The organism is Hymenobacter sp. UV11 (genome assembly GCF_004684095.1).
Taxonomy (GTDB): Bacteria; Bacteroidota; Bacteroidia; order Cytophagales; family Hymenobacteraceae; genus Hymenobacter.
In genome coordinates, this window is the sequence record NZ_SRII01000002.1 from 515,603 (window position 1) to 537,059 (window position 21,457).

At 63.8% G+C, this 21,457-nt stretch carries 14 protein-coding genes; 7 read left to right on the plus strand and 7 right to left on the minus strand.

Translation table 11 applies throughout. The features are described from left to right. The first annotated feature begins 6 nt into the window (after nt 1-6). From E4631_RS04720 to E4631_RS04730, 3 genes are all read left to right on the plus strand, one after another. Nucleotides 7-1,335, plus strand: coding sequence for a rhamnogalacturonan acetylesterase (locus E4631_RS04720; RefSeq protein ID WP_133659791.1), 1,329 nt, complete (start codon nt 7-9; stop codon nt 1,333-1,335). Between the two features lie 187 nt (nt 1,336-1,522). Continuing rightward, complete coding sequence (locus E4631_RS04725; RefSeq protein WP_240734661.1) at nt 1,523-3,916, plus strand: glycoside hydrolase N-terminal domain-containing protein; 2,394 nt, start codon at nt 1,523-1,525, stop codon at nt 3,914-3,916. 183 nt (nt 3,917-4,099) lie between these two features. After that, entirely contained in the window at nt 4,100-5,464 is a 1,365-nt protein-coding gene (locus E4631_RS04730; protein WP_133659789.1) for a glycoside hydrolase family 105 protein, read from the plus strand. Nucleotides 5,465-5,475: 11 nt separating this feature from the next. On the opposite strand, the gene E4631_RS04735 is transcribed toward E4631_RS04730, so the two are convergent. After that, complete coding sequence (locus E4631_RS04735) at nt 5,476-5,883, minus strand: hypothetical protein (protein ID WP_133659788.1); 408 nt, start codon at nt 5,881-5,883, stop codon at nt 5,476-5,478. Nucleotides 5,884-5,955: 72 nt separating this feature from the next. On the opposite strand from E4631_RS04735, the gene E4631_RS04740 reads away from it, so the two are divergent. Next, entirely contained in the window at nt 5,956-6,639 is a 684-nt protein-coding gene (locus E4631_RS04740; RefSeq protein ID WP_133659787.1) for a GDSL-type esterase/lipase family protein, read from the plus strand. Between the two features lie 278 nt (nt 6,640-6,917). Then, nucleotides 6,918-7,301 carry a hypothetical protein gene (locus tag E4631_RS04745; protein ID WP_133659786.1) on the plus strand — a complete coding sequence of 128 codons (384 nt, stop codon included), beginning with the start codon at nt 6,918-6,920 and terminating at the stop codon, nt 7,299-7,301. A 160-nt stretch (nt 7,302-7,461) separates the two neighbouring features. Here the strand turns inward: E4631_RS04745 and E4631_RS04750 are convergent, their stop codons facing one another. From E4631_RS04750 to E4631_RS04775, 6 genes are all read right to left on the minus strand, one after another. Further along, nucleotides 7,462-8,835 carry a hypothetical protein gene (locus E4631_RS04750; protein ID WP_133659785.1) on the minus strand — a complete coding sequence of 458 codons (1,374 nt, stop codon included), beginning with the start codon at nt 8,833-8,835 and terminating at the stop codon, nt 7,462-7,464. 167 nt (nt 8,836-9,002) lie between these two features. Then, nucleotides 9,003-10,955, minus strand: coding sequence for a rhamnogalacturonan lyase (locus E4631_RS04755; RefSeq protein WP_166648253.1), 1,953 nt, complete (start codon nt 10,953-10,955; stop codon nt 9,003-9,005). Between the two features lie 62 nt (nt 10,956-11,017). Then, nucleotides 11,018-11,998: a glycosyl hydrolase gene (locus tag E4631_RS04760; protein ID WP_133659784.1), complete on the minus strand. Its 981-nt coding sequence runs from the start codon at nt 11,996-11,998 to the stop codon at nt 11,018-11,020. 53 nt (nt 11,999-12,051) lie between these two features. After that, nucleotides 12,052-12,990 (minus strand): glycoside hydrolase family 43 protein, encoded by a 939-nt coding sequence (locus E4631_RS04765; protein ID WP_133659783.1) that lies wholly within the window; start codon nt 12,988-12,990, stop codon nt 12,052-12,054. A gap of 163 nt (nt 12,991-13,153) precedes the next feature. Next, complete coding sequence (locus E4631_RS04770) at nt 13,154-14,677, minus strand: RagB/SusD family nutrient uptake outer membrane protein (RefSeq protein WP_133659782.1); 1,524 nt, start codon at nt 14,675-14,677, stop codon at nt 13,154-13,156. A gap of 30 nt (nt 14,678-14,707) precedes the next feature. Then, a complete protein-coding gene (locus E4631_RS04775; RefSeq protein ID WP_133659781.1) occupies nt 14,708-17,824 on the minus strand; it encodes a TonB-dependent receptor in 3,117 nt (1,038 codons plus the stop codon). Nucleotides 17,825-18,138: 314 nt separating this feature from the next. Here E4631_RS04775 and E4631_RS04780 point away from each other — a divergent pair, with 314 nt between their 5' ends. Together E4631_RS04780 and E4631_RS04785 are read left to right on the plus strand one after the other, a co-directional pair. Continuing rightward, nucleotides 18,139-20,484 (plus strand): glycoside hydrolase family 2 TIM barrel-domain containing protein, encoded by a 2,346-nt coding sequence (locus E4631_RS04780; RefSeq protein ID WP_240734663.1) that lies wholly within the window; start codon nt 18,139-18,141, stop codon nt 20,482-20,484. A gap of 107 nt (nt 20,485-20,591) precedes the next feature. Beyond that, complete coding sequence (locus E4631_RS04785; protein ID WP_133659780.1) at nt 20,592-21,392, plus strand: rhamnogalacturonan acetylesterase; 801 nt, start codon at nt 20,592-20,594, stop codon at nt 21,390-21,392. Nucleotides 21,393-21,457 lie beyond the last annotated feature (65 nt).

Consider the following 21,457-nt stretch of genomic DNA (forward strand, 5'->3'; position numbering starts at 1 on the left):
GAGCCTATGAAAATCAACGCCTTGCTGCTGCCCGCCCTGCTGGCGGGGCCCCTGCACGCCGCTGCTCAAGCAGGCCCGCCCACGCTCAAGTTTGACTTTGGGCCGGGCCGGGCGGCGGCTGGCTACCAGCAGGTGCTGCCCACGGCCGTTTACTCCGCGCAAACCGGCTACGGCTTCGACTTTGGTACCACCGTTACGGGCGTTGATAGGGGGGGTAGGGATGCGCTGCGGGGCGACTTCGTGACCAGCCGGCAGCCGTTCTACTTCTCGGCCGCCGTGCCGGAAGGCAACTACAACGTGACCGTGACGCTGGGTGACTTCAAGGGCGCATCGTCCAACTTCGTCAAGGCCGAGTCGCGCCGGCTGCTGCTCGAAACCACCGCCACCCGGCCCGGCCAGCTCCTCACCCAAACCTGGACCGTCAACGTCAAGAACCGCCGCATCGTGGGCGGCGGCGAGGTCAGCCTCAAGCCCCGCGAGCTGAACAAGCTGGACTGGGACGACCGCCTGACGCTGGAATTTGACGGCGCGCCGAGCGCCCTGGTAGCCCTCGAAATAACGCCCGCGCCGGCCGCTACCACCGTTTTTCTGGCCGGCAACTCCACCGTGGTAGACCAGGACGACGAGCCCTGGGCGGCCTGGGGCCAGATGCTGCCGCGGTTCTTCGGGCCCGGCGTGGCCGTGGCCAACCACGCCGAATCGGGCCTGAGCCTGAGCAGTTTCCTGGGCTCGCACCGGCTCGAAAAAGTGCTGAGTATCATGAAACCCGGCGATTATTTATTCATCGAGTTTGGCCACAACGACCAGAAGGAGCACGGCCCCAACGACGGCCCCTTCCTGGCCTACACCGAGCGGCTGAAGCTCTTCGTGAGCGAGGCTCGCAAAAAGGGCGGCATTCCGGTCTTGGTGACTTCTACCAGCCGGCGCTCGTTCGGGGCCGGGGGCAAGATGGAGAATAGCCTGGGCGATTTTCCGGCCGCCGTGCGCCAGGTAGCGCAGCAGGATAACGTGCCACTCATCGACCTCAATGCGCTAACTACCAGCTTGTACGAAGCCATCGGCGACGAGGAGACGAAGAAGATATTCGTGCACTACCCCGCCAATTCCTACCCCGGCCAGACCCAGGCGCTGGCCGACAACACGCACTTCAACCCCTACGGCGCCTACGAGGTGGCCCGCTGCGTGGTCGAGGGTATGAAAACCGCTAAGCTGGACTTGGTGAAGTACCTGCGGCCCGACGTGCCGCCCTTTAGCCCCGCCCACCCCGACGCCCTGGCCCAGTGGCGCTGGCCCGAAAGCCCGCGCAGCACTGTCACCAAACCGGATGGGAATTAGCTGAGACAGGGTAGTTTGCAACTTCAAATCTGCCTGTCATGCTCATCGGGCGTCCGCTTGTCGAAGCATCCTGCCGCTTCATCAGCACCGTTCAACGAGGCGGTAGAGATGCTTCGACAAGCGGACGCCCGATGAGCATGACGTTCTTTTTCATTCAATGAGAAGCAAGTTCTTGCCTGCCCTAATCTTGGCCCTAAGCCTCGCCCTACCCGCTCTGGCGCAGCCGCCGGCCGCCACGGTGCTCTGGTACCGCCAGCCCGCCAAGGACTGGAACGAGGCGCTGCCCGTGGGCAACGGCCGGCTGGGAGCCATGCTCTTCGGCCGGCCCGACAGCGAGCTGATGCAGCTGAACGAGAGCACCTTGTGGACCGGTGGCCCCGCTAACCCTGACCCCAACCCGGCCGCGCCCACCTACCTGCCCGAGGTGCGCCGCCTGCTCTTCGCCGGCGATAACAGCGCGGCCTCGAAGCTCATGCGCCAGATGCAGGGCCCCAATACCAACGCCTACCAGCCCCTCGGCGACCTGCTGCTGCGCCAGCCGCTGACCGGCGCGGTGAGCAACTACCGCCGCGACCTCGATATCTCGACTGCTACTGCCACCACCCGCTTCACCGCCAACGGCGTGACCTACACCCGCGAGGTATTCGTGACCGCGCCCGACCAGGTCATTGTCATTCGCCTCACGGCCAGTAAGAAAAAGGCGCTGAGCTTTAGCTTGTCGTTGCGCAATCCGCTGGCCTCCAAGCTGGCGGCGGGGGGTAGGGAGCTGGTGCTGCGCGGCAAGGCCCGCACCAGTCTGGTAGAAAACCAGGAGGCTAAGCCCGTGGTGTATCAGGACGACCGCGGCTGCAACGGCATGCGCTACCAGATTCGGTTGAAAGTGGCGCGCACCGACGGGCGCGTGACGACGGCCGACAGCATCCTGCGCGTGGCCGGGGCCAGCGAGGCCCTGCTGCTGGTATCGGGCGCCACCAGCTTCAACGGCTTCGACAAGTGCCCCGATAAGGATGGCAAGGACGAGACCAAGGAAGCTCAACGCTGGCTGGCCGGCGCCGAAAAATACAGCTTCGCGCAGCTGCGGGCCCGCCACGTAGCTGATTACCAGAGCTATTTTAACCGGGTGCGGCTCACGCTGGCCGGCGACACGCCGCCCGACCTTCCCACCGACGAGCGCCTCACGCGCTACAAAGCCGGCCAGCCCGACCTGGCCCTGGAGGAGCTGTACTTTCAGTTTGGGCGCTACCTGCTGCTGGGCAGCTCGCGGCCGGGCGGCCCGGCGGCCAACCTGCAAGGCATCTGGAACCAGCTCACGCAGCCGCCGTGGCGCAGCAACTACACCACCAATATCAACCTGCAGATGAACTATTGGCCCGCCGAGGCCGCCAACCTGGCCGAGCTGCAGGAGCCATTGCGCACCCAAATTGCCCACATGGCCACCACCGGCACCGCCACGGCCCGCACCTACTACCGCGCCGCCGGCTGGGCCGCGCACCACAACTCCGATATCTGGGCCTCGACTAATCCGGTGGGCGAGGGGGTAGGCGACCCCAAGTGGGCCAACTGGAGCCTGGGCAGCCCCTGGCTCTCGCAGCACTTATTTGACCACTACCGCTTTACGCAGGATAAAACCTACCTGCGCCAGGAAGCCTACCCCCTGCTAAAGGGGGCAGCCGAATTTTGCCTCGATTGGCTGGTGGAGCACGACGGCTACCTCGTGACAGCCCCCTCCACCTCGCCCGAAAACAGCTACCGCCTGCCCAACGGCCGCGAGGAGGTCGTAACCATCGCCTCCACCATGGACATGTCGATTATCCGCGACCTGTTCACCAATGTACTGGAGGCCGACTCGGTGCTGGGTACCGACGCGGCTTTTGCGGCGCGGGTGCGGGCGGCGCGGGCGCGGCTCTACCCGTTTCACATTGGTAAAAAAGGCAATTTGCAGGAGTGGTACGGCGATTTTGAGGACGTGGACCCGCAACACCGGCACGTGTCGCAGCTGTTTGGCTTGCACCCCGGCCGCCAGATTTCGCCGCTCACTACCCCCGCCCTGGCGGCGGCCGCCCGCCAAACGCTGGTGGTGCGCGGCGATGCGGGCACCGGCTGGAGCAAGGCCTGGAAAATCAACTTCTGGGCCCGCCTCCTCGACGGCGACCACGCCTACAAGATGTACCAGGAACTGCTCAAAAACTCGACCCTCCACAACCTCTTCGACACCCACCCACCGTTCCAGATTGACGGCAACTTCGGGGCCACCGCCGGCCTCACCGAAATGCTGCTGCAAAGCCACCTCGCCGACGTGCACCTGCTGCCCGCCCTACCCGCCGCCTGGGCCACCGGCGCGGTGCAGGGCCTGGTGGCGCGCGGCGGCTTCGTAGTCGATATGACCTGGCACGACGGCCGCTTGGTCACGGCGCGCCTCACCTCGCGGGCCGGCGCGCCGTGCGTGCTGCGCACCAGCGGGCCTGTGCAGGTGAGCCCGGCCGCGGCCAAAACCACCACCGAAACGGCCAACGGGACTACCTATTACCTCACCTCGTTTCCGACCAAATTGGGCGCGAGCTACGAGGTGGTGGCACAATAAGGGGGTAGAGGCTTGCTGATTTAGACGAACAAGTCATGCTGACTTAGCGGAACGTCATGCTGAGCCTGTCGAAGCATCTCTACCGCTTCGCATGAGCCGTTCAACGAAGCGGTAGAGATGCTTCGACAGGCTCAGCATGACGTTCTGGAGATATTTATTAACTTTCTTAGGCGGCCAATTCCCATGCCCTACCCCCTCTTTTTTGGCAAAAGACTATCACTGGCGCTCCTGCTGCTTGCCGCCACGCCCGCCTACGCCCAAACCGCGCCGCCCAAAGCCAACGACACTACCACCCCCCTGCACCTGCTAAAACCCGACTACCCCATCCCCTACGGCCAGACCACGGCCGAAGGCGTGAAGCTGGTGCTCGACCGTGTGTACGCCTACCTCGACGCCGCTACCCCCACCGAGCTGGTCGATAAAAAGACCAACGCGACCATTACTGACCGCCGGAAATTCAACCCCGACGCCATTATCAAGCCCGGCGATTTCCGCCTCACCAGCTACGAGTGGGGCGTGACCTACGCCGGCATGCTCCGCGCCTCCGAAACCACCGGCGACCCCAAATTCGCCGCCTACACCCGCGGCCGTCTGAAGTTTCTGGGCGAGCTGGTGCCCTACTTCCGCGCCTACCAAACGGCCCACCCCGAGGCGGCCACGCCCGTGCGCTCCATCGTGCAGCCCCACGCCCTGGACGATGTGGGCGCCATCTGCGCGGCCATGATAAAGACCCAGCGCCTCGACCCCACCGCCAACCTGCGGCCGATGATTGACCCGTTCGTGAGCTACATCATGACCAAGGAATTTCGCCTCGCCGATGGCACGCTGGCCCGCAACCGCCCCCAGCCCAACACGCTCTGGCTCGACGACCTGTTTATGAGCATCCCGGCGCTGGCCCAAATGGGCAAGCTCACCGGCGACGCCCGCTACTACGACGAGGCCGTGAAGCAGCTCACGCAGTTTGCCCCGCGCATGTTCGACCGGCAAAAGGGCCTCTACATGCACGGCTGGGTGCAGGGCATGGCCGAGCACCCCGAGTTCCACTGGGCCCGCGCCAACGGCTGGGCCATCCTCACCACCGTGGAATTGCTCGACGTGCTGCCCGCCAACCACCCCGGCCGTCCGGCGGTGCTGGAGCTGCTGCGCGCCCACGCCCGCGGCCTGGCCGCCCAGCAAAGCGGCTCGGGTTTCTGGCACCAGCTGCTCGACCGTCCCGACAGCTACCTCGAAACCTCGGCCACGGCTATTTACGCCTACGCCATCGCCCACGCCGTGAACCAGGGCTGGCTCGATGCCCAGGCCTACGGCCCCATGGCCCTGCTAGCCTGGAACGCCGTGAGCACCAAAGTCACCCCCCAGGGCCAGGTCGAAGGCACCTGCGTGGGCACCGGCATGGGCTTCGACCCGGCCTTCTACTACTACCGCCCCGTGAACGTGTACGCCGCCCACGGCTACGGCCCCGTGCTGCTGGCCGGCGCCGAAATCATCCAGCTACTCAAGCAGCACCCGTATGGCATCAACGACAGTTCCGTGCAGATTTTGAAGTAGGCTGGACGAGGTTATTCAATCCACTTTTTGATTTGAAGCCGTTGTTTTCGTCTCCACCAACGTTGAAACCATGTTTTCGGCTGAGCTTCTTGAATGGATTCAATTGGGCGAGAACCCACGTATTCTTCGCCTCGATACCAAACTGATAACATCAACTGCCCGGTACGAAGGGAACGAATGAATCCGGCGGCATCAGTGGCATCGTCTGTGGGGTCGCCTTCATGCCATCCAAAATGAGTGTGATATTCAGCGAAGCCAACGGTAATCTCAGTATTCGCTGATGATACCCAAAAGTCCCAACCGGATGGCGAAACCATCTTTATTTCGAACCAATATTCTTGCTCGGTTACGAAGGGCTGCAAGTCTGGAAGTATTTCCAACAAGAAGTCTAGGCTTTGGGTAGAATAAGATGAAAGCATGATCTAAAGTAGCAAGCGAGGCTTCTAGCGTCGCAGACACGCGCCAGCAGGTCCTAATTATTAGCCATTGCCATGAAAAAGCTTCTCCTGTTTCTACTGCTCCTGCCGGCCCTGCTACCCGCGCAAACCCCGGTGGCGTCGGACAAGCCCCTCAACATCTTGACCCTAGGCGACAGCAACGGCACGTTTCCCCACAGCTGGCCCAAGCAGCTGGAGCTGGCCCTACCCCAGGCGCAGGTCTTCAATATCAGCAAATCGGGCCGCACCATTGGGTTCGTGAACAACGGCGACAGCACCTTGAATTCGCTGCTGGTCTTGGACGAAAATCTGCGGAAAGCGGCCGAGTTTACCCAGGACCGGCCGTTCGATTTCGTGGTGCTGGAGCTGGGCACCAACGACGCCAAAGCCGTTTTTGCCGACCGCCAGCGAGAAGTCCCGGTCAACCTGGCAACCCTCCTCCACCGCATAAAAACCTGTCCCTACCCCGCCATCAACCGCGCTAAGATTATCCTCATCTCCCCGCCGCCCTACGGCACGAAAGCCGAAGCCCTACCCAAGTACCAGGGCGGCAACGAGCGGGTCCGCCACATGGCCAGCACCTTCCAACAGGTGGCGCGCCGCACCCATTGCCTCTTCGTGAACGGCTACCAAACCCCGGGCCTGGACATCAACACCATGACCGCCGACGGCCTGCACCTGGACGCCACCGGCTCCCGGCTGCTGGTGGCGCCCGTGCTGGCCATTATGGGGCGGTAGGGTTGATAGGCTCAGAACGGTGTAAAGAGCACTCATTCCGCGGCTACGTTCCACATCTAATGAAGCTGTTTAGAAAGTCCATTTAGGCAGCCCGCCTCAAAGCCGACTTTCTAAACAGCTTCAATAGCTCTTACAGTCAGTATCTTGAAGATGTTGTGAGCATTCTTTCGCAAAGATGGCTAACAGAGAGAAAGTTGCTGGAATAATTTGCTCGCTGGGCTATTACTTCGCGTTGCTGTCATTTTTCACGGTTCCCAGACCTCCGAATGCTTTGCCTTATGCGTACCACTGACAAAGGTTTTTGGCTGCTAGTAGTAGTGGCCAGCTGCTGGCTGCTGAGCCTGGCGTTGCCCATTTATCAGAAGTTGTGGTTTGTAGCGCCTTCGGGCCACTACGGCGGCGGGGTCGGAACGAGTGTACTGTTGTTATTCCTGCTGTTCCGGCGCTGGCGTCCCGCCCGGATACTTATGATACTAATTTGTAGCTTGAGTGTGTGCGTGATAAGCAGCATTATCTACTACAACTTCACCCATTCAGGTCCCCTGCTAGGTTTCTGTTTAACCTTGCCTTTAGAGTTGACGGCTCTAGCTATCCTGAGCTATTCAACTTCCGTCAAGCATTTTCTGGGCTCCAAATCCCAAGCCGGTTTGCAGGTAGGATAACGGGTGGAGCAGTACACCACGGGGTTAAGCATCGCAGAAGTGGTGCCGTCACGTCTGGCTCCCCTCTCTTTTGGAGAGGGGTAGGGGGTGAGGTTCCACCAGCGCGGTAGAGATGCTTCGTTACGCTCAGCATGACCTTTCTACTGCCTCCCAAATTACCTCACTTATACACCCGCCGCAGCCACGCCTCCGGCACTGGAATGATGCAGATATTCATGCTGCGCCCATCTGCCGAGAGCATGGCCGACTGAATTTCGATGCGGGTGCCGTCGGGGCTCATGGTGGGGTGAGGGTGGTCGGCGGCGGTGGCTTTGTGGCTGGTGGAGAGCAGCAGCATTTCGTGGGTGTGCCGGTCGATGAGGTAGATGTTGCGGGCGAAGTCGTCGCCCACGGCCCAGCGGCCGTCGGGCGAGCCGCTGACGTGCCACAGGCCGCTGCCGCTGGGCGTCTGGCCCACGATGGTCATTTCGCGGGTGCGGTGGTTGACGATGGCCAGGCCGGTGGGCTTCTCACGGGTGCCGCTGGGGCCCCAGGCCGCTTCCTGGCCGGGGTTGGCCCCGGTTACGGGCGTGCCAGCGGCTACGTCTTGGGCCACGGCCGGAATGGGACGGTGGCCCATAATGGCGAAGGCCGTTTCATCCTTGGTAATCACGGCCTCGTGCGTCACCCATTCGGTTTCGGCTTCGGGGTAGAGCGGGCGCAGGCCGCTGCCGTCGGCCAGCACCATCCAGGTGCGCTGGGGCGACTTGCCGCCCGTTTCCCAGCAAAACACGATTTCGCCCGGCACCCAGGGGTTGGTCTGGATGTGCCCAATCTGAAACGGCACCGACACCACGTACTTGATGGCGCCCGTTTTCACGTTCATCGCCGCAATGCCCGCGGGGCCGGCGCCCATGTTGCGCGGGCCAAAATTGGCTTCCAGCTTGGTGCCGGGGGGTAGGTGGCGGGCGGCCTCGTCGCGCCCCACCCGGAAGTAGGCCCAGGTTTCGTCGCCGTCGAGGGCCATGTCGCCGCCGGCTTGCAGCGCGGGCGGCGTGGTGCCGCATACCCGCTGGTAAGCGCTGGCGGGCCGCATCTTGCCGGCTTTGCTATCGGCAAAGACTTTAGCCAAATCTACTTCCACGATTTGCAAAGAAGCTGGTGCCGCTTCACCGCTCGGCGAGGGGGTAGGGCCGGGCGGCTGGCGCATAAAATACAGCTTCATGGCGTGGCGCGCCACGTTGAGCATACCCACGTAGCCGCCCTCGCTCACCTGCACGATGTCGCCGGTCTTTTCATTCACCGCCATCGCCTCGTTCTTCGCCCGGTTCGAGCGGAAAATGAGCCACTGCAAGTCGGCCGTCCACTGGTTATGGGTTTGGTAAATCTTGGAATCGCCGGCTGGCGTGCTGGTCAAAAACGTGAGCGGCGTGCCGGTGACGGGGTCCGTCACCACCTTCCGCTCCGCCGGAAAGCGCCGGCCAATTTGCGCCTGCGCGGGGCTGGTGAGTAGGGCGACGCAGGCCAGGGCCGGCAGGAGAAAACGAGCGCTCATGGGTGGGAGGGGGGGTAGGAATTATTGTAATGTGCTTTCATACCACGCTGGTCATCATGCAGAGCGCAGCGAAGCATCTCGCTCGAATCGTTGGGTTTAGTGACTCCAGTGGCGCAAGCGAGATACTTCGCTACGCTCTGCATGACGTTCCAGAAAGGTAAATGCCACTACTTCACGGGCTGGCTCGCCGGCATTTTCATGCCCTCGCCCAGGAAGTACCCGGTGTGCGGGGGCTGATTATACCCCACGTTTTCGCGGGCCACGCCGAGGCGGTAGGTGGGGTCTTGCATGAGGCAGGGCAGGCGGTAGGTGGTGGGTATGGTGGTGGTGCAGATGAGCAGCGCCTGGTTGTCGGCGGTGCGCCAGACTACCTCCTCGCGCCAGTCGCCGAGCAGGTCGGCCGACAGGCAGGGGGTAGCCTTGGTGCCATTGTTGGAAACGGCGCCGAAGGGGCTGCCGTCGAGCAGGCGCGTGGTGGTGGCGTTTTTATAGTCCCACTTGTCCACGTGGGTGCCGTCGAGCAATTCGCGCAGCAGGTCGCCATCCCACCACAGGCCGAAGTTGACCGAGCGGGGCGCGTTGCCGATGCGCTCGCCTTTGATAGAGCGCAGGCCCACCTCGGGCGAGCCGCCCCATAGCTCGGCGCCGGGGAAGCGTGGGTCGATGTCGGCGGCCATGGCGCGGCCGGCGTCCTGGCCATCATCGCCGTGCCACAATATTTTGCCATCGGTGGCCGAGTAGAGCGCCACGCCGGGGCCGGCGGGGTGGCCGGGCACAGGCTCTTCGTTTTCGTGGGCGCCCCACACTTCGAGGCCCGGCGTGCTGGGGTCGAAGTCGCTGACGTGCAGCGCGTCGCCGTGGCGCAGGCCGGTGCTGAACAGGCCCTGGCCGTTGTCATCGACCACCATCGCGCCGTACACGATTTCGTCTTTGCCATCGGCGTCCACGTCGTTCACGCTCAGGCCGTGGTTGCCCATGCCGGAGAACGGGTTTTGAGCGTCTTTCGAGTCAAAAACCCAGCGCTGGGTAAGCTTGCCGCCGCGCCAGTCCCAGGCCGCGAGCACGGTGCGGCCGTAGTAGCCGCGGCACATCACGGCGCTGGGCAGGTGGCCGTCGAGGTAGGCCACGGCGGCCACGAAGCGGTCACAGCGGTTGCCGTAGCGGTCGTTGCCGCCATTGCCCCCGATGCCGCCCCAGCCATCGATGGGGTCGCGGCCCGGCACGTAGGGCGCGGTGGCGAGCGCGGCCCCGGTTAGGCCGCTGAACACCGTGAAGTACTCGGGCCCAGCCAGGATACGGCCGTAGCGGGCGTCGCGGGTCCCCGGCACGGCGGGCGCGTCGGTGGGGGTAGTGAGCGAGCGGTAGTCCTTGCTGGCGTCACCGATGGTTTTGCCGGTGCCATCCACGGTGCCGTCGGCGGTTTTGCAGGCTACTTCGGCCTTGCCATCGCCGTCAAAATCGTAGGCCAGAAACTGCGTGTAGTGGGCCCCAGCGCGGATGTTCTTGCCGAGGTTGATGCGCCACAACAACGTGCCATCGAGGCGGTAGGCATCAAGCAGCACCGGCCCGGTGAGGCCGGCCTGGCCGTTATCCTTGGAGTTGGAGGGGTCCCACTTGAGAATAAGTTCGTACTGACCATCGCCGTCGAGGTCGGCCGCCGAGGCGTCGTTGGCGCTGTAAGTGTAGGCGCTGGCCTCGGCGCCGGTGCCCACGGTGCCGCCCGTGGGCTGGCGCAGCGGCACGCGCAGGTAGGGCTGGGCCCACACGCCAGCCCGCACCGGGTGACTATCCGCGCCACTGCCGGCCGGCTGCACGAAGTAGGTGTAGGCGGGGCCAGCTTTGGCGCTTTCATCCAGGTAGTTGGTGCCGGCGAGCAGGGGAGTGCGGGTAAGCTTCACCGGCGCCGCAGTGCCCGCCTGCCGGTACACGTCGAAGCCCCGGCCCGGCGCATCGGTCGCCAGCAAGCGCCAGCTGATGAACGTCTGGCCCTTGCCTACCGCCACGGCCACGGTGCCCCGGTCGAGGGCTTCGAGCTGGCGGCCGGGGGTAGGGGCCCGGCCGGCGGTGAGCAGGCCGGTGGCGAGGACGAGGGTGGCGGCGAGGCGGATGGGTTGGTTCATTAGTGGTTGAGATAGTGTTGTTCTGGCGGGTCTCGTGAGGTGCTCCGTTCGCTCCACATCCCTCACTTCTCCGGCGGCTTCAAATTCACGTAAGTCGGTTGGTCGCGGTCGCAGGTCAGTTGGCCGTTGTCATAGTGCAGCTCCACTACCTGAATGACGCTGCGGCGGGCGGCTACGCTGGTGGCCGGCGCGGGGTGGGCCGCCGCCCGGCCGGGGTGGGTGAAGTAAAACAGGTAGGCGCGGCCGCCGCTCACCACCACGTCGGCGTGGCCGCCGATGGCCTGGTCGTCGGGGCCCCGGCCAGGGGCTTCGAGCAGGCGCGTGGCTTGCGGCGTCCAGTGCAGCAGGTCGGTTGAGTGGAAGGCGGCGAGGCCTTTCCAGGGGTCGATTATCAGCCAGTACTGGTCGTGCCAGCGGAATACCTTGGGGCCTTCGCCGCGCTCGGCCAGGGCGGGGCCGTGGTCGGTCCAGGTGTTCAGGTCGGGGCTGTCGGCGTAGTAGGTGCTTTTGTGGTCGCGCTCGTTGTTGTACCACAGCCGCCAGGTGCCGTTGGGCAGCTTCAACACGCTGGCGTCGATGACCTTATCCGTGGCGAGGGGTAGGGTGCTCACGTAGTGCCAGTTCAGGAGGTCGGGGCTGGTGAGGTGCACGATGGTGCGCGGGTGGTTCCAGTCAGTAAAAACGCCCGGCACGTAGGTCAAAAACATGTGGTAGATGCCCTTATCCGCTATCACATCAGGCGCCCAGAAGGTGTAGCCGGGCTGCGGGCGGTAGTTGATGTTGGCCGTGTCGCGGTAGGTCCAGGTGGCGCCGCCGTCGCCCGATTCGGCAATGCCGATGCTGGTGCCGTGCACCCACGTCACGCCGGTGGCGGCCGAGTCGGTGGCGCGGCGGTTGGTGTAAAACATCCACCACTTGCGGGCCTTTTTATTCCAGATAATCACCGGGTCGGCCGCGCCATCATACACCGGGTCGCGGTAGAGCGGCTTGGGCGCGAGGTGGCCGGCCGGCGGGGGGGTAGGGGCTTGGGCCCGTCCGGTCATCGGTAGCAGTGCCAGCACTAGCAGGCACCAGCAATGAAAAAACCGCCGCATGGCTACGGGGCGGCTGGCGCTGCCAGCAGGGTTTGCAGCTCGGCCTCCGAAATGGGCAGCACGGTGCCGTGGCGCAGGCCGGCGGGCAGGTGCAGCTTATCCGAAGCATCGGTCCAGTGCGTAAGGTCGGTCGATTTTACCACGCCGTATTTATGGTCGCGGTACTTGTCGAAATACACCAGCCACTCGCCGCTCACGCGGGCCGTGGTGGGCCCCTCCGCCCAATAAGCACCCGTGATGGGCGCCGACGCCGGCCCGTACGGCCCGCCCAATTTTTCCGCAAAAGCTACCCGAATGTTCTTTTGCGCCGGCTCGCGCGTTTCGTCCTTCAAAAACATCACGAACCGCTTGCCGTCGGGCTGAATAGTGGCGTCAATCACATTGAAGCCCGGCTCATACAGCAGCCGCGTCGGCGTAAAGGTCTGAAAATCTTGGGTCGAGGTGCAGTACAGCCGGTGGTTGTAGCCGCTCTCCTGCGTGCTTTGAGTGGCCGGAAACTTGCCCGTGATGGTGGTGGCCCAGTAAATGAGGTAGCTTTTGGTGCGCGGGTCGTAGGTGATTTCCGGGGCCCAGCAGTTGCGGGCGTTGGGCTCGTCGGCCATCACCGGCAAAAAGCGCTGGGCGCTCCAGTGCACCAGGTCTGGGGAGGTGGCGTAGCCGATGCCGCGGTCCTGCCAGCTCACCGTCCAGACCATGTGAAACTGCCCATCCTGCCCCCGAATAATGCAGGGGTCGCGCATCAGTCGGTCCTGGGCCACGGTGGGGCGCAGCACGGTGCTGTCGCCGTGCAGAGCGGCCCACTGGTAGCCGTCGCGGCTGTAGGCCAGGTGCAGGCCGTCGGTGCCGTTGTTCTTGAAGTAGCAGAACAACAGGGGGGTAGGGGCTGGCAGCTGGGCGGCCGTGAGGGCGAGCAGGGTGGCGGCTATGAGGGGTAGGCGCATGGGTGGGAGGCAGTAAGGAAGCTGGTATTTAGGCATTTTTGAACGTCATGCTGAGCTTGTCGAAGCATCTCTACCACGCCAGTCGGTTAGTAATTCTAACGGCGTGGTAGAGATGCTTCGACAAGCTCAGCATGACGTTCTTTTTGAGTCCTTAAATACGCCCCTAATTATACCCCGCGTTCTGCTGCCAGAAGCCGGGGTTAATCTGCATTTCCTGCAAGGGCACTGGGAACAGCAGGTCGTGCTCGTCGAGGGGGGTAGGGTGGCGCACGGCGTTGTCCTTGATAAACTGGTTCATCACGGTGAGGGCGCGGCCGGTGCGCACCAGGTCAAACCAGCGCTGGCCTTCGGCGGCAAATTCCCAGCGGCGCTCCTGCTCCAGGGCCAGCCGGAAATTCTCCTTGGTCATGGTTTTGAGCACCGGTACGCCGGCGCGGGTCCGGATGCGGTTTAGGTAGGTGAGGGCCAGGGTGGGCACTGCGGCGCCGGTGCCGGCTTCCTCGTTCAGCACTTCGGCCTGCATCAGCAGCACGTCTTCGTAGCGGATGAGGGGGTAGTTGTTGGGGTAGTCGCGGGTGCCGGTGGGGGCGGTGGTACCCTTCTCCAAAAACTTGGTGAACTGAATGCGCGGCGACACAAACTTGGTCTTGGTATCGACGTAGCCCGAATCGATGGTGGCCGCCTTGCGGGTGTCGATTTTGGGCCAGCCGGCGCCCAGCAGGTTGGGGTTCACGCCCGCGTCGGGGCCGAAGGGCTGGTACGTAACCCACTGCGAGGGGTACTGAAAGCCCATGTCGGAGGGCGCGGTGCTGCCCAGCCCGCCGGTGCCCGATATGTACTGCACCTCAAACAGCCAGTACTTATTGTCGTTAACCGTCTGAAACATGGTCTTGTAGCTCGGCGCGATGGCCGGCACGCTGGCGCTCACGCCCTCCTGGGCAATCACGTCGGCAAACTGTTGCTTGGCCAGCGGCAGCTTGTCGGCTTGCTTGAGGGGGTAGCCGTACATGGTCAAATACACCTTGCCGAGCAGCGCCTTAGCGGCCCACTTGGTCACGCGGCCCTTGTCAGTGGCGGCATATACGTCGGGCAGGTTGGCGGCGGCAAAAGTCAAGTCCTCGGTAATGACCTTGTACACGTCGGCGATGGGCGCGCGGGGCAGGTTTTTGGCCTCCGAAATGCTGACTTCGGTGGTGGTCAGCGGCACCGGCCCCCAGTAGCGCACCAGGTCAAAATAAGCCAGCGCCCGCAGAAACCGGGCTTCGGCCGTGAACTGCGGCACCCGCGCAAACGACATGGCCGGCAGGCGGCCCAGCACCACGTTGGCGCGGTAAATGACGGAGTAATAATCCGACCAGGTCGTCTCAAATTGCCCGGTCTGCGAGGTGGCCGAGTAGCCGTTGATATCGGCGTAGTCGCGCTGCACGTTCAGGCCTACCGTCACCACGATGTCGTCCGAGCGCAGCTCCGACAGGTTCCAATAAGAGTCGCCGGGGATGGGCAGAAAATCGTTGTAAATACCGACTACCCCCTGGTTGAAGTCCGACTCGGTTTTGTAGAAGTCGGCCACGCTGTTGTGGGCTTCGGGGGCAATGTCGAGCACCTTGTTGCAGGCGCCCAGCAGCAGGCTAGCGCTCAGGCCAAGGCCCAGCAGCGCGGGCCGATAAAAAGAGATAAAGGGTTTCATAATCAGCTAAAAGACGGGTGGGAGAGGAGCTTACAGCGTGATGTTGAAGCCGAAGGTGTAGACGCGGGCGGGGGGGTAGCCGCCGTAGTCGTAGCTGCCCAGGCCGGTGCCGTTGGAGGCCTCCGGCGTGAAGCCGCCCTTGTAGTGCGTGAAGAGGTAGGCATTCTCCACGGCCACGTACACGCGGGCCCGGTTGTAGAAGCTCGCCGTGGGCAGGTTGTAGCCGAGCGTGATGTTCTTCAGGCGCAGGTAGTCTGACTTATACAGCCAGCGCGTGTCGTAGTAGGCGCCGGTGGTGGCGTTGATGCTCGGCGTCATGCCATCGCCGGGGTTGTCGGGCGAGCGCCAGCGGTTGTTCCACACGTCGAGGTGGTTATACAGGTAGCCCATGCCCGGCCGGTCGATGCTGCGGCCCACCAGCGAGTAGATGTAGCCGCCAGTCTGGGCATTCATCAAAATACTGAGGTCGAAGCCCTTGTAGCTGAACGTGTGGGTCATGCCGTAGGTGAGGCTCGGCTGTGGGTTGCCCATGAGGGTGCGGTCGTTGTTGTCAATCACGCCGTCGCCGTTCACGTCGCGGTACTGCGAGTCGCCGGGCGTCGACTTGGCCATGTGGGGGCTGGCATCAATTTCCGCCTGGTTTTTATACACCCCGATGGCGTCGTAGAGCAGAAACGAGTTGATGGGCTGCCCCACCTGAATGATGGAGGTGAGGTTGCTGAAGCCGGTCTGAATGGGGGTGTCGGCGTCGCCGAGCTTCAGCACCACGTTCTGGTTGTAGGCCACGTTGAAATTGGTGCTCCAGGTAAAGCCGTTGCCCACCACGTTGCGCGTATTCAGGCCCAGCTCGATGCCGCGGTTGCGCACGCTGCCCACGTTCTGGTAGCTGTTGTTGAAGCCCGTCACGGCCGACTGCACGGCATTGAGCAGCAAGTCGTTGGTAGTGCGCGTGTACACGTCGCCCGACACCAGCACGCGGTTATTGAGCAGGCCAAAGTCGAGGCCCGCATCGTAGCTCACGGTTTGTTCCCAGCGCAGGTTTTCGTTGGCGAAGTTGGCCGGCGAGTAGCCCGTCACGGCCGCACCGTTGAGCGAGTAGTTGCTGGGGTTGAGCAGCGCGTACTGCACGTTGTCGGGAATGCGGTTGTTGCCCGTCATGCCAAAGCTGGCCCGCAGTTTCAGGTCGCTCACGGCCGTGACGCCCTTCATAAACGGCTCCTCCGACAAGCGCCAGCCCACCGACGCGGCCGGAAACAAGCCCCAGTGCGAATTCGAGCCAAACTTCGACGAACCATCCTCGCGCAGGCTACCCGACACCAGGTATTTGTCCATATAACTGTACTGCGCCCGGCCGAAAAACGATACCAGCGCCGTTTTGTAAGGCACGGAAGTATAGGTGCTCGTGTTGGAGTTGGCGCTGTTGAACAGGCCCGACCAGTCGTTGGGCAGCTTCGAGGCATTTTGCTGGCTCACGTCCTGGCGGGTGGTTTCGAGCGAGGTGCCGCCAATCACGTTAATAGAGTGGTTGCCCAGCTGCTTGGTGTAGCTCAGCAGGGCCTGGCCCAGGTAGTGCGTGCTGTACTGCTGGTTGCGCGAGGCGGTGCTCAGCGCGCCGTCGTTAGCGGCGGTGGCCCAGTCGCGCGAGGCGCTGGTGGGCGTAAACGCGTTGGCTACCAGGTACAAGTTGTCCACGCCGGCCAGCGTTTGCAGCTGCAGGCCGGGCAGGCCCAGGTCGATGTTGAGACCAATGTTGGCGTTCATCCGAAAGCGCGTGGTGTTGTTCTGGGTGCGCTGCATCACGGCCACCGGGCTGATGTAGCGCCCCGACCAGGGGTAGGCGGGGTAGGGATTGGCACCCACCAGCACGCCCGCCGCCAGCGGCCCCACGGGTGGCATCTGAATGGCGTTGAGCGCCTGCTGGTCCTTGCCATCCACGCGGCCCAGGTTCGAGTCTTCGAGCGAAGGAGCCAGCGTCATGGTCAGCCGGATGCCCTTGCGGATTTTGGCATCGAAGTTGGCCCGCAGCGTGCCGCGCTGCAAGCCGGTGTTAATGACCAGGCCGCGCTGGTTGAGGTACGAGCCGTTGATGCTGTAGTTGAAGTCCTGGGTGCCGCCCGACACGCCCAGCGTGTACTGCTGCATGGGCGCGGGGGGTAGGAACTCCTTTTGCCAGTCGATATACGCCAGGCTGTCAGTGCCGTACGCCCACTTGGGGTCGTAGAGGTAGCGGTAGTAGCTGGTGCTGCTAATGGCGCTGCCGCCCAGGCGCGCCTTGCGCACGCTCATGGGGTCGTCGGCGCGGTTGAGGACGTTTTGCTTCACCCAGTCCTCGTCAATGCCATCCTTGCGCATCTGAATCCACTCCTCGGCCGTCTGCACCTTAATGCGCCGCTCCTGCGTTTGCAGGCCCACGAAGCCCGAAAGCTGCAGCTGCGCCTTACCAATTTTGCCGCGCTTGGTGGTAATCAGCACGACCCCGTTCGAGCCGCGCGAGCCGTAAATGGCGGCGGCCGAGGCATCTTTCAACACTTCCAGGCTGGCCACGTCGGTGGGGTTGAAGCCGCGCAGGTTGTCTACCGGCACGCCGTCTACCACGTACAGCGGTTCGGTGGAGGCGTTGATGGAGCCCGTGCCCCGCACCCGTATTTGCAGGTCAGCACCCGGCTCGCCCGACACCGTTTGCACCGACACGCCGGGCATCTGGCCCGCCAGCGCATTCTCGATGCGGTTCACCGGCCGCTCCTCAATCTCTTTTGAAGTGATGCCCGTCACGGCCCCGGTCACGTTCGAGGCCTTTTGGGTGCCGTAGCCCACCACCACCACGTCGTCGAGGCTCTTGTTATCGGTTTCGAGCTTCAGATTAACTGTCGTTTGGCCCGGCGTGAGCGCGATTTCCTTGCTCACGTAGCCCACGTAGGAGAACACCAGCGTGCCCCGGCCGCCCGGCACGCTCAGGGAAAAGGCGCCGTCGGGACTGGTGCCCGTCCCGTTGGTGGTGCCCTTGAGCAGCACCGTCACGCCGGGCAGGGCCTCGCCGGAGGGGGTAGTGACTTTGCCCGTGATGGTGGTGGTTTGGGCGCGGGCCTGGCCCGCTAGCAGTAGCAGCAGCAAAAGCAAGCCGCCAACTGCGGAGTACAGTTTTCTCATAGGATTGGGTGGGGAAGGAAGCGAAGCCGGCAATTGCCTTCTTCGGTGATTTTTTTGTGAAAGTAGAAGGGCGTAAAACCAGGGCTTTCCTGCTCCCTCCTGCTACCACTAAAAAATTAGCCTATCGTGGAGCTATCACCTGAAGCACACGGCCCGTTGATTCAGGTGATTGATTTAGAAGGAAAAGAGCCAGCTGATAGGGCCGGCGCCGCTCCCGGCAGGAGAGTGCGGGTAGGCCCCCGGCCGGTACGCCGTCGTACTTGCCGCCCAGTTCGTGGCTCCGACCCTTTTCGCCTCCCTCAACTTTCCCACCCGTGCTCGCCCTTCCTTTTCCTACCCCCCTTCGCTGGCTGCTGCCGGGCCTGGCGTTGCTGCTGGCGGCCGCGCCGGCTGCCCAGGCGCAGGCCCCGGCCCGCATCGTCACGCCGTTTGATGCCGACTGGCGCTTTCTGCAGCAAGATGCGCCTACAGCTTCCCAGCCCACTTTTGACGATGCCAAGTGGCAGGCCGTAGCCGTGCCCCACGACTGGAGCATCGCCGGCACCTACGACCAGGCCGCGCCCACCGGCCGCGGCGGCGGCTACCTGCCCAGCGGCGTAGGCTGGTACCGCAAGCGCTTCGCCCTGCCCGAAACCGACCGCCAGCGCCGCGTCGTCATCGAGTTTGATGGCGTGATGGCCAACAGCGAAGTCTGGCTGAATGGCCAGAAGCTGGGCCAGCGGCCCTACGGCTACAGCAGCTTCGCCTACGACCTGACCGGTAAGCTGAACTACGGCCCCGGCCAGCCCAATGTGCTGGCCGTGCGCGCCGACAACTCGGTGCAACCGGCCTCGCGCTACTACACCGGGGCGGGTATTTACCGGCACGTTAGGCTGCTCAGCCTCAACCCGGTGCACTTCGCTGAGAATGGGGTGTACGTGGCCACGCCGCAGGCCGGCGCCGCCCAGGCCACCGTGCGCGTGCAGGCCGAAGTGCAAAACCAGGGCGCCCAGGCCGGCACCTACGTGGTCGAAACTACCGTGCTCGACCCGGCCGGCAAGCCCGTCAAAACCACCCAAACCAGCCAGCCCGTGGCGGCCGGCAGCACGGTCGTTTTCACGCAGGAAATAGCCGTGCCCAAGCCGCAGCGATGGGGCCTGCGGCAGCCGGTTTTATATAAAGCCGTCACCCGCCTGCGTCAGGCCAACGCGGTGCTCGACGAGCAGCCTACCCCCTTCGGTATTCGCGAAGCGAAGGTTGAGGCCGCCACCGGTTTTTGGCTCAATGGTGAGAACCTGAAAATCAAGGGCGTGTGCCTGCACCACGACGCGGGCGCCCTCGGTGCCGCCGTGCCGCTGGCCGCCTGGGAGCGCCGCCTGAATCTGCTGAAGCAGGTGGGGGTGAACGCTATTCGCACGGCGCATAACCCGGTGGCGCCCGAGTTTCTGGACCTCTGCGACCGCCTGGGCTTTTTGGTTCTAGATGAAACTTTCGACACCTGGACGGCCGCCAAAAACAACGGCGAGCAGGGCTACAACCGCTTCTTCACGGAGTGGTGGCGCGCCGACACCCGCGACATGGTGCGCCGCGACCGCAACCACCCCAGCATCGTGCTCTACAGCGTGGGCAACGAGATTCACGACAACCTGAACGACGCCGCGGGCTTCCAGAAATACAAGGAGCAGCAGGACCTGGTGCACCAGCTCGACCCCACGCGGCCGGTCACGATGGCGCTTTTCCGCCCCGGCCAGTCGAAGGTGTACGAGAACGGCTTTGCCGAAATAATGGACGTGGTGGGCCAGAACTACCGCGAAAACGAACTGGTGGCCGCCCACGAGGCCAAGCCCGCCCGCAAGGTCATCGGCACCGAAAACACCCACGCGCTCAGCGCCTGGCTGGCCCTGCGCGATAAGCCCTTCATGGCGGGCCAGTTTTTGTGGACGGGCTTCGACTACCTCGGCGAGGCCGACTGGCCCGAAACCACCAACAACCAGGGCCTCTTCGACCGCGCGGGCTTTTGGCGGCCGCTCGGCTACCAGCGCCAAAGCTGGTGGGCCGCCCAACCCGTAGTGCACGTGGTGCGCCGCGAAGAAAACGCCGGCGCCGGCCCCTGGGTCGCCAACTGGACGCCCACCGACTTCGATACCTACGACGACGCCAAAGTGCAGGTCTACAGCAACTGCGATGAGGTGGAGCTGTTTCTCAATGGCAAGTCGCTCGGCACCAAGCCCAAGCCCGCCGATGACAGCCCCCGCGCCTGGGACGTCACCTTCGCCAAAGGCACCCTGCGCGCCGTGGCCCGCAACAAAGGCAAGGAAGTAGCCACCGACGAGCTGCGCACCGCCGGCGCCCCCGCCAAGGTCGTGCTCAGTACCGAGCGCCCTACCCTCGGCACCGGCTGGGACGACGTGGCCTACGTGGTGGCCCGCGTGGTCGACGCCAATGGCGTGCCCTGCCCCAACGGCACCCAGCAAATCACGTTTGCTACCAGCGGCCCCGGCCGCGTGGTGGCCGTCGACAACGGCGACGTGCGCAGCCACGAGGCCTACCAGGCCGGCGTGCGCGCCACGTACCTGGGCCAGTGCCTGGCCATTGTGCGGGCCTCCGCGCCGGGCAGCATTGCGGTGCAGGCCACCGCGCCGGGGCTGGCGCCGGGCGCGCTCACACTGGCGGGCAAGTGATTGGGTGGCGAATTAGCTGGACACTGATATGATAGAACGTCATGCTTCGACAAGCTCAGCATGACGTTCTTTTTGTTTGAAAAATCAACGATAACCTAATCACCTTCATGCTCACCAAACCCACCCGCTTGCTGCCCCTGACGGCGCTCGTCCTGTTCGCCGCGTTCCTGCTTAGCATCGCCGCCCCTACCCCTCGGCCCACGCTCTACCTCATCGGCGACTCGACGGTGAAGAACGGCCAGGGCCGCGGCGACGGCGGCCTCTGGGGCTGGGGCAACTACCTGCCCGCCGCCTTCGACACCACTCGCCTGCGCGTGGAGAACGACGCCCGCGGCGGCACCAGCAGCCGCACCTTCCGCACCCAGGGCTGGTGGGAAAAAGTGCGCCCCCGCCTGAAGCCCGGCGACTACGTCATCATGCAGTTTGGGCACAACGACAGCAGCCCGCTCACCGACTCGACCCGCGCCCGCGGCACCATCCGCAGCAACGGCGACGAGAGCCAGGAGGTCTTCAACTACCTCACCAAGGAGAAGGAAGTGGTGCACAGCTACGGCTGGTACTTGCGCCAGCTCATTGCCGACGCGCAGAAGCAGGGCGCCACGGTAGTGGTGTGCTCGCCCATCCCGCGCAACTCGTGGGCCGGGGGCAAGGTCAACCGCAGCACCGCCGACTACGGCAAGTGGGCCGCCGAAGCCGCCCGCCAGGCCCACGTCACTTTTATCGACCTTAACCAGCGCGTCGCCGATAAATACGACCGAGCCGGCGAAACGCAGGTCAAGAGCACCTACTTCAACACCGTCGACCACACTCACACCATCGAGGCCGGCGCCAAGCTTAATGCCGAAGCCGTGGCCGAGGGCATTCGGGAGGCGAAGGGGTTGAATTTGAAGAAGTATTTGAAGAAGTAATAGCGCGACGCAGGTCGTGCAAGCGGGCGCCTTACCCCCCGGCCCCCTCTCCTTCAGAGAGGGGG

Bases quoted from the DNA above. Each gene is read 5' to 3' on its own strand.
- E4631_RS04755 (WP_166648253.1), bottom strand. From the start codon at position 10,955: ATGAACCAACCCATCCGCCTCGCCGCCACCCTCGTCCTCGCCACCGGC.
- E4631_RS04735 (WP_133659788.1), bottom strand. From the start codon at position 5,883: ATGCTTTCATCTTATTCTACCCAAAGCCTAGACTTCTTGTTGGAAATA.
- E4631_RS04770 (WP_133659782.1), bottom strand. From the start codon at position 14,677: ATGAAACCCTTTATCTCTTTTTATCGGCCCGCGCTGCTGGGCCTTGGC.
- E4631_RS04785 (WP_133659780.1), top strand. From the start codon at position 20,592: ATGCTCACCAAACCCACCCGCTTGCTGCCCCTGACGGCGCTCGTCCTG.
- E4631_RS04740 (WP_133659787.1), top strand. From the start codon at position 5,956: ATGAAAAAGCTTCTCCTGTTTCTACTGCTCCTGCCGGCCCTGCTACCC.
- E4631_RS04720 (WP_133659791.1), top strand. From the start codon at position 7: ATGAAAATCAACGCCTTGCTGCTGCCCGCCCTGCTGGCGGGGCCCCTG.
- E4631_RS04775 (WP_133659781.1), bottom strand. From the start codon at position 17,824: ATGAGAAAACTGTACTCCGCAGTTGGCGGCTTGCTTTTGCTGCTGCTA.
- E4631_RS04765 (WP_133659783.1), bottom strand. From the start codon at position 12,990: ATGCGCCTACCCCTCATAGCCGCCACCCTGCTCGCCCTCACGGCCGCC.
- E4631_RS04750 (WP_133659785.1), bottom strand. From the start codon at position 8,835: ATGAGCGCTCGTTTTCTCCTGCCGGCCCTGGCCTGCGTCGCCCTACTC.
- E4631_RS04730 (WP_133659789.1), top strand. From the start codon at position 4,100: ATGCCCTACCCCCTCTTTTTTGGCAAAAGACTATCACTGGCGCTCCTG.
- E4631_RS04760 (WP_133659784.1), bottom strand. From the start codon at position 11,998: ATGACCGGACGGGCCCAAGCCCCTACCCCCCCGCCGGCCGGCCACCTC.
- E4631_RS04745 (WP_133659786.1), top strand. From the start codon at position 6,918: ATGCGTACCACTGACAAAGGTTTTTGGCTGCTAGTAGTAGTGGCCAGC.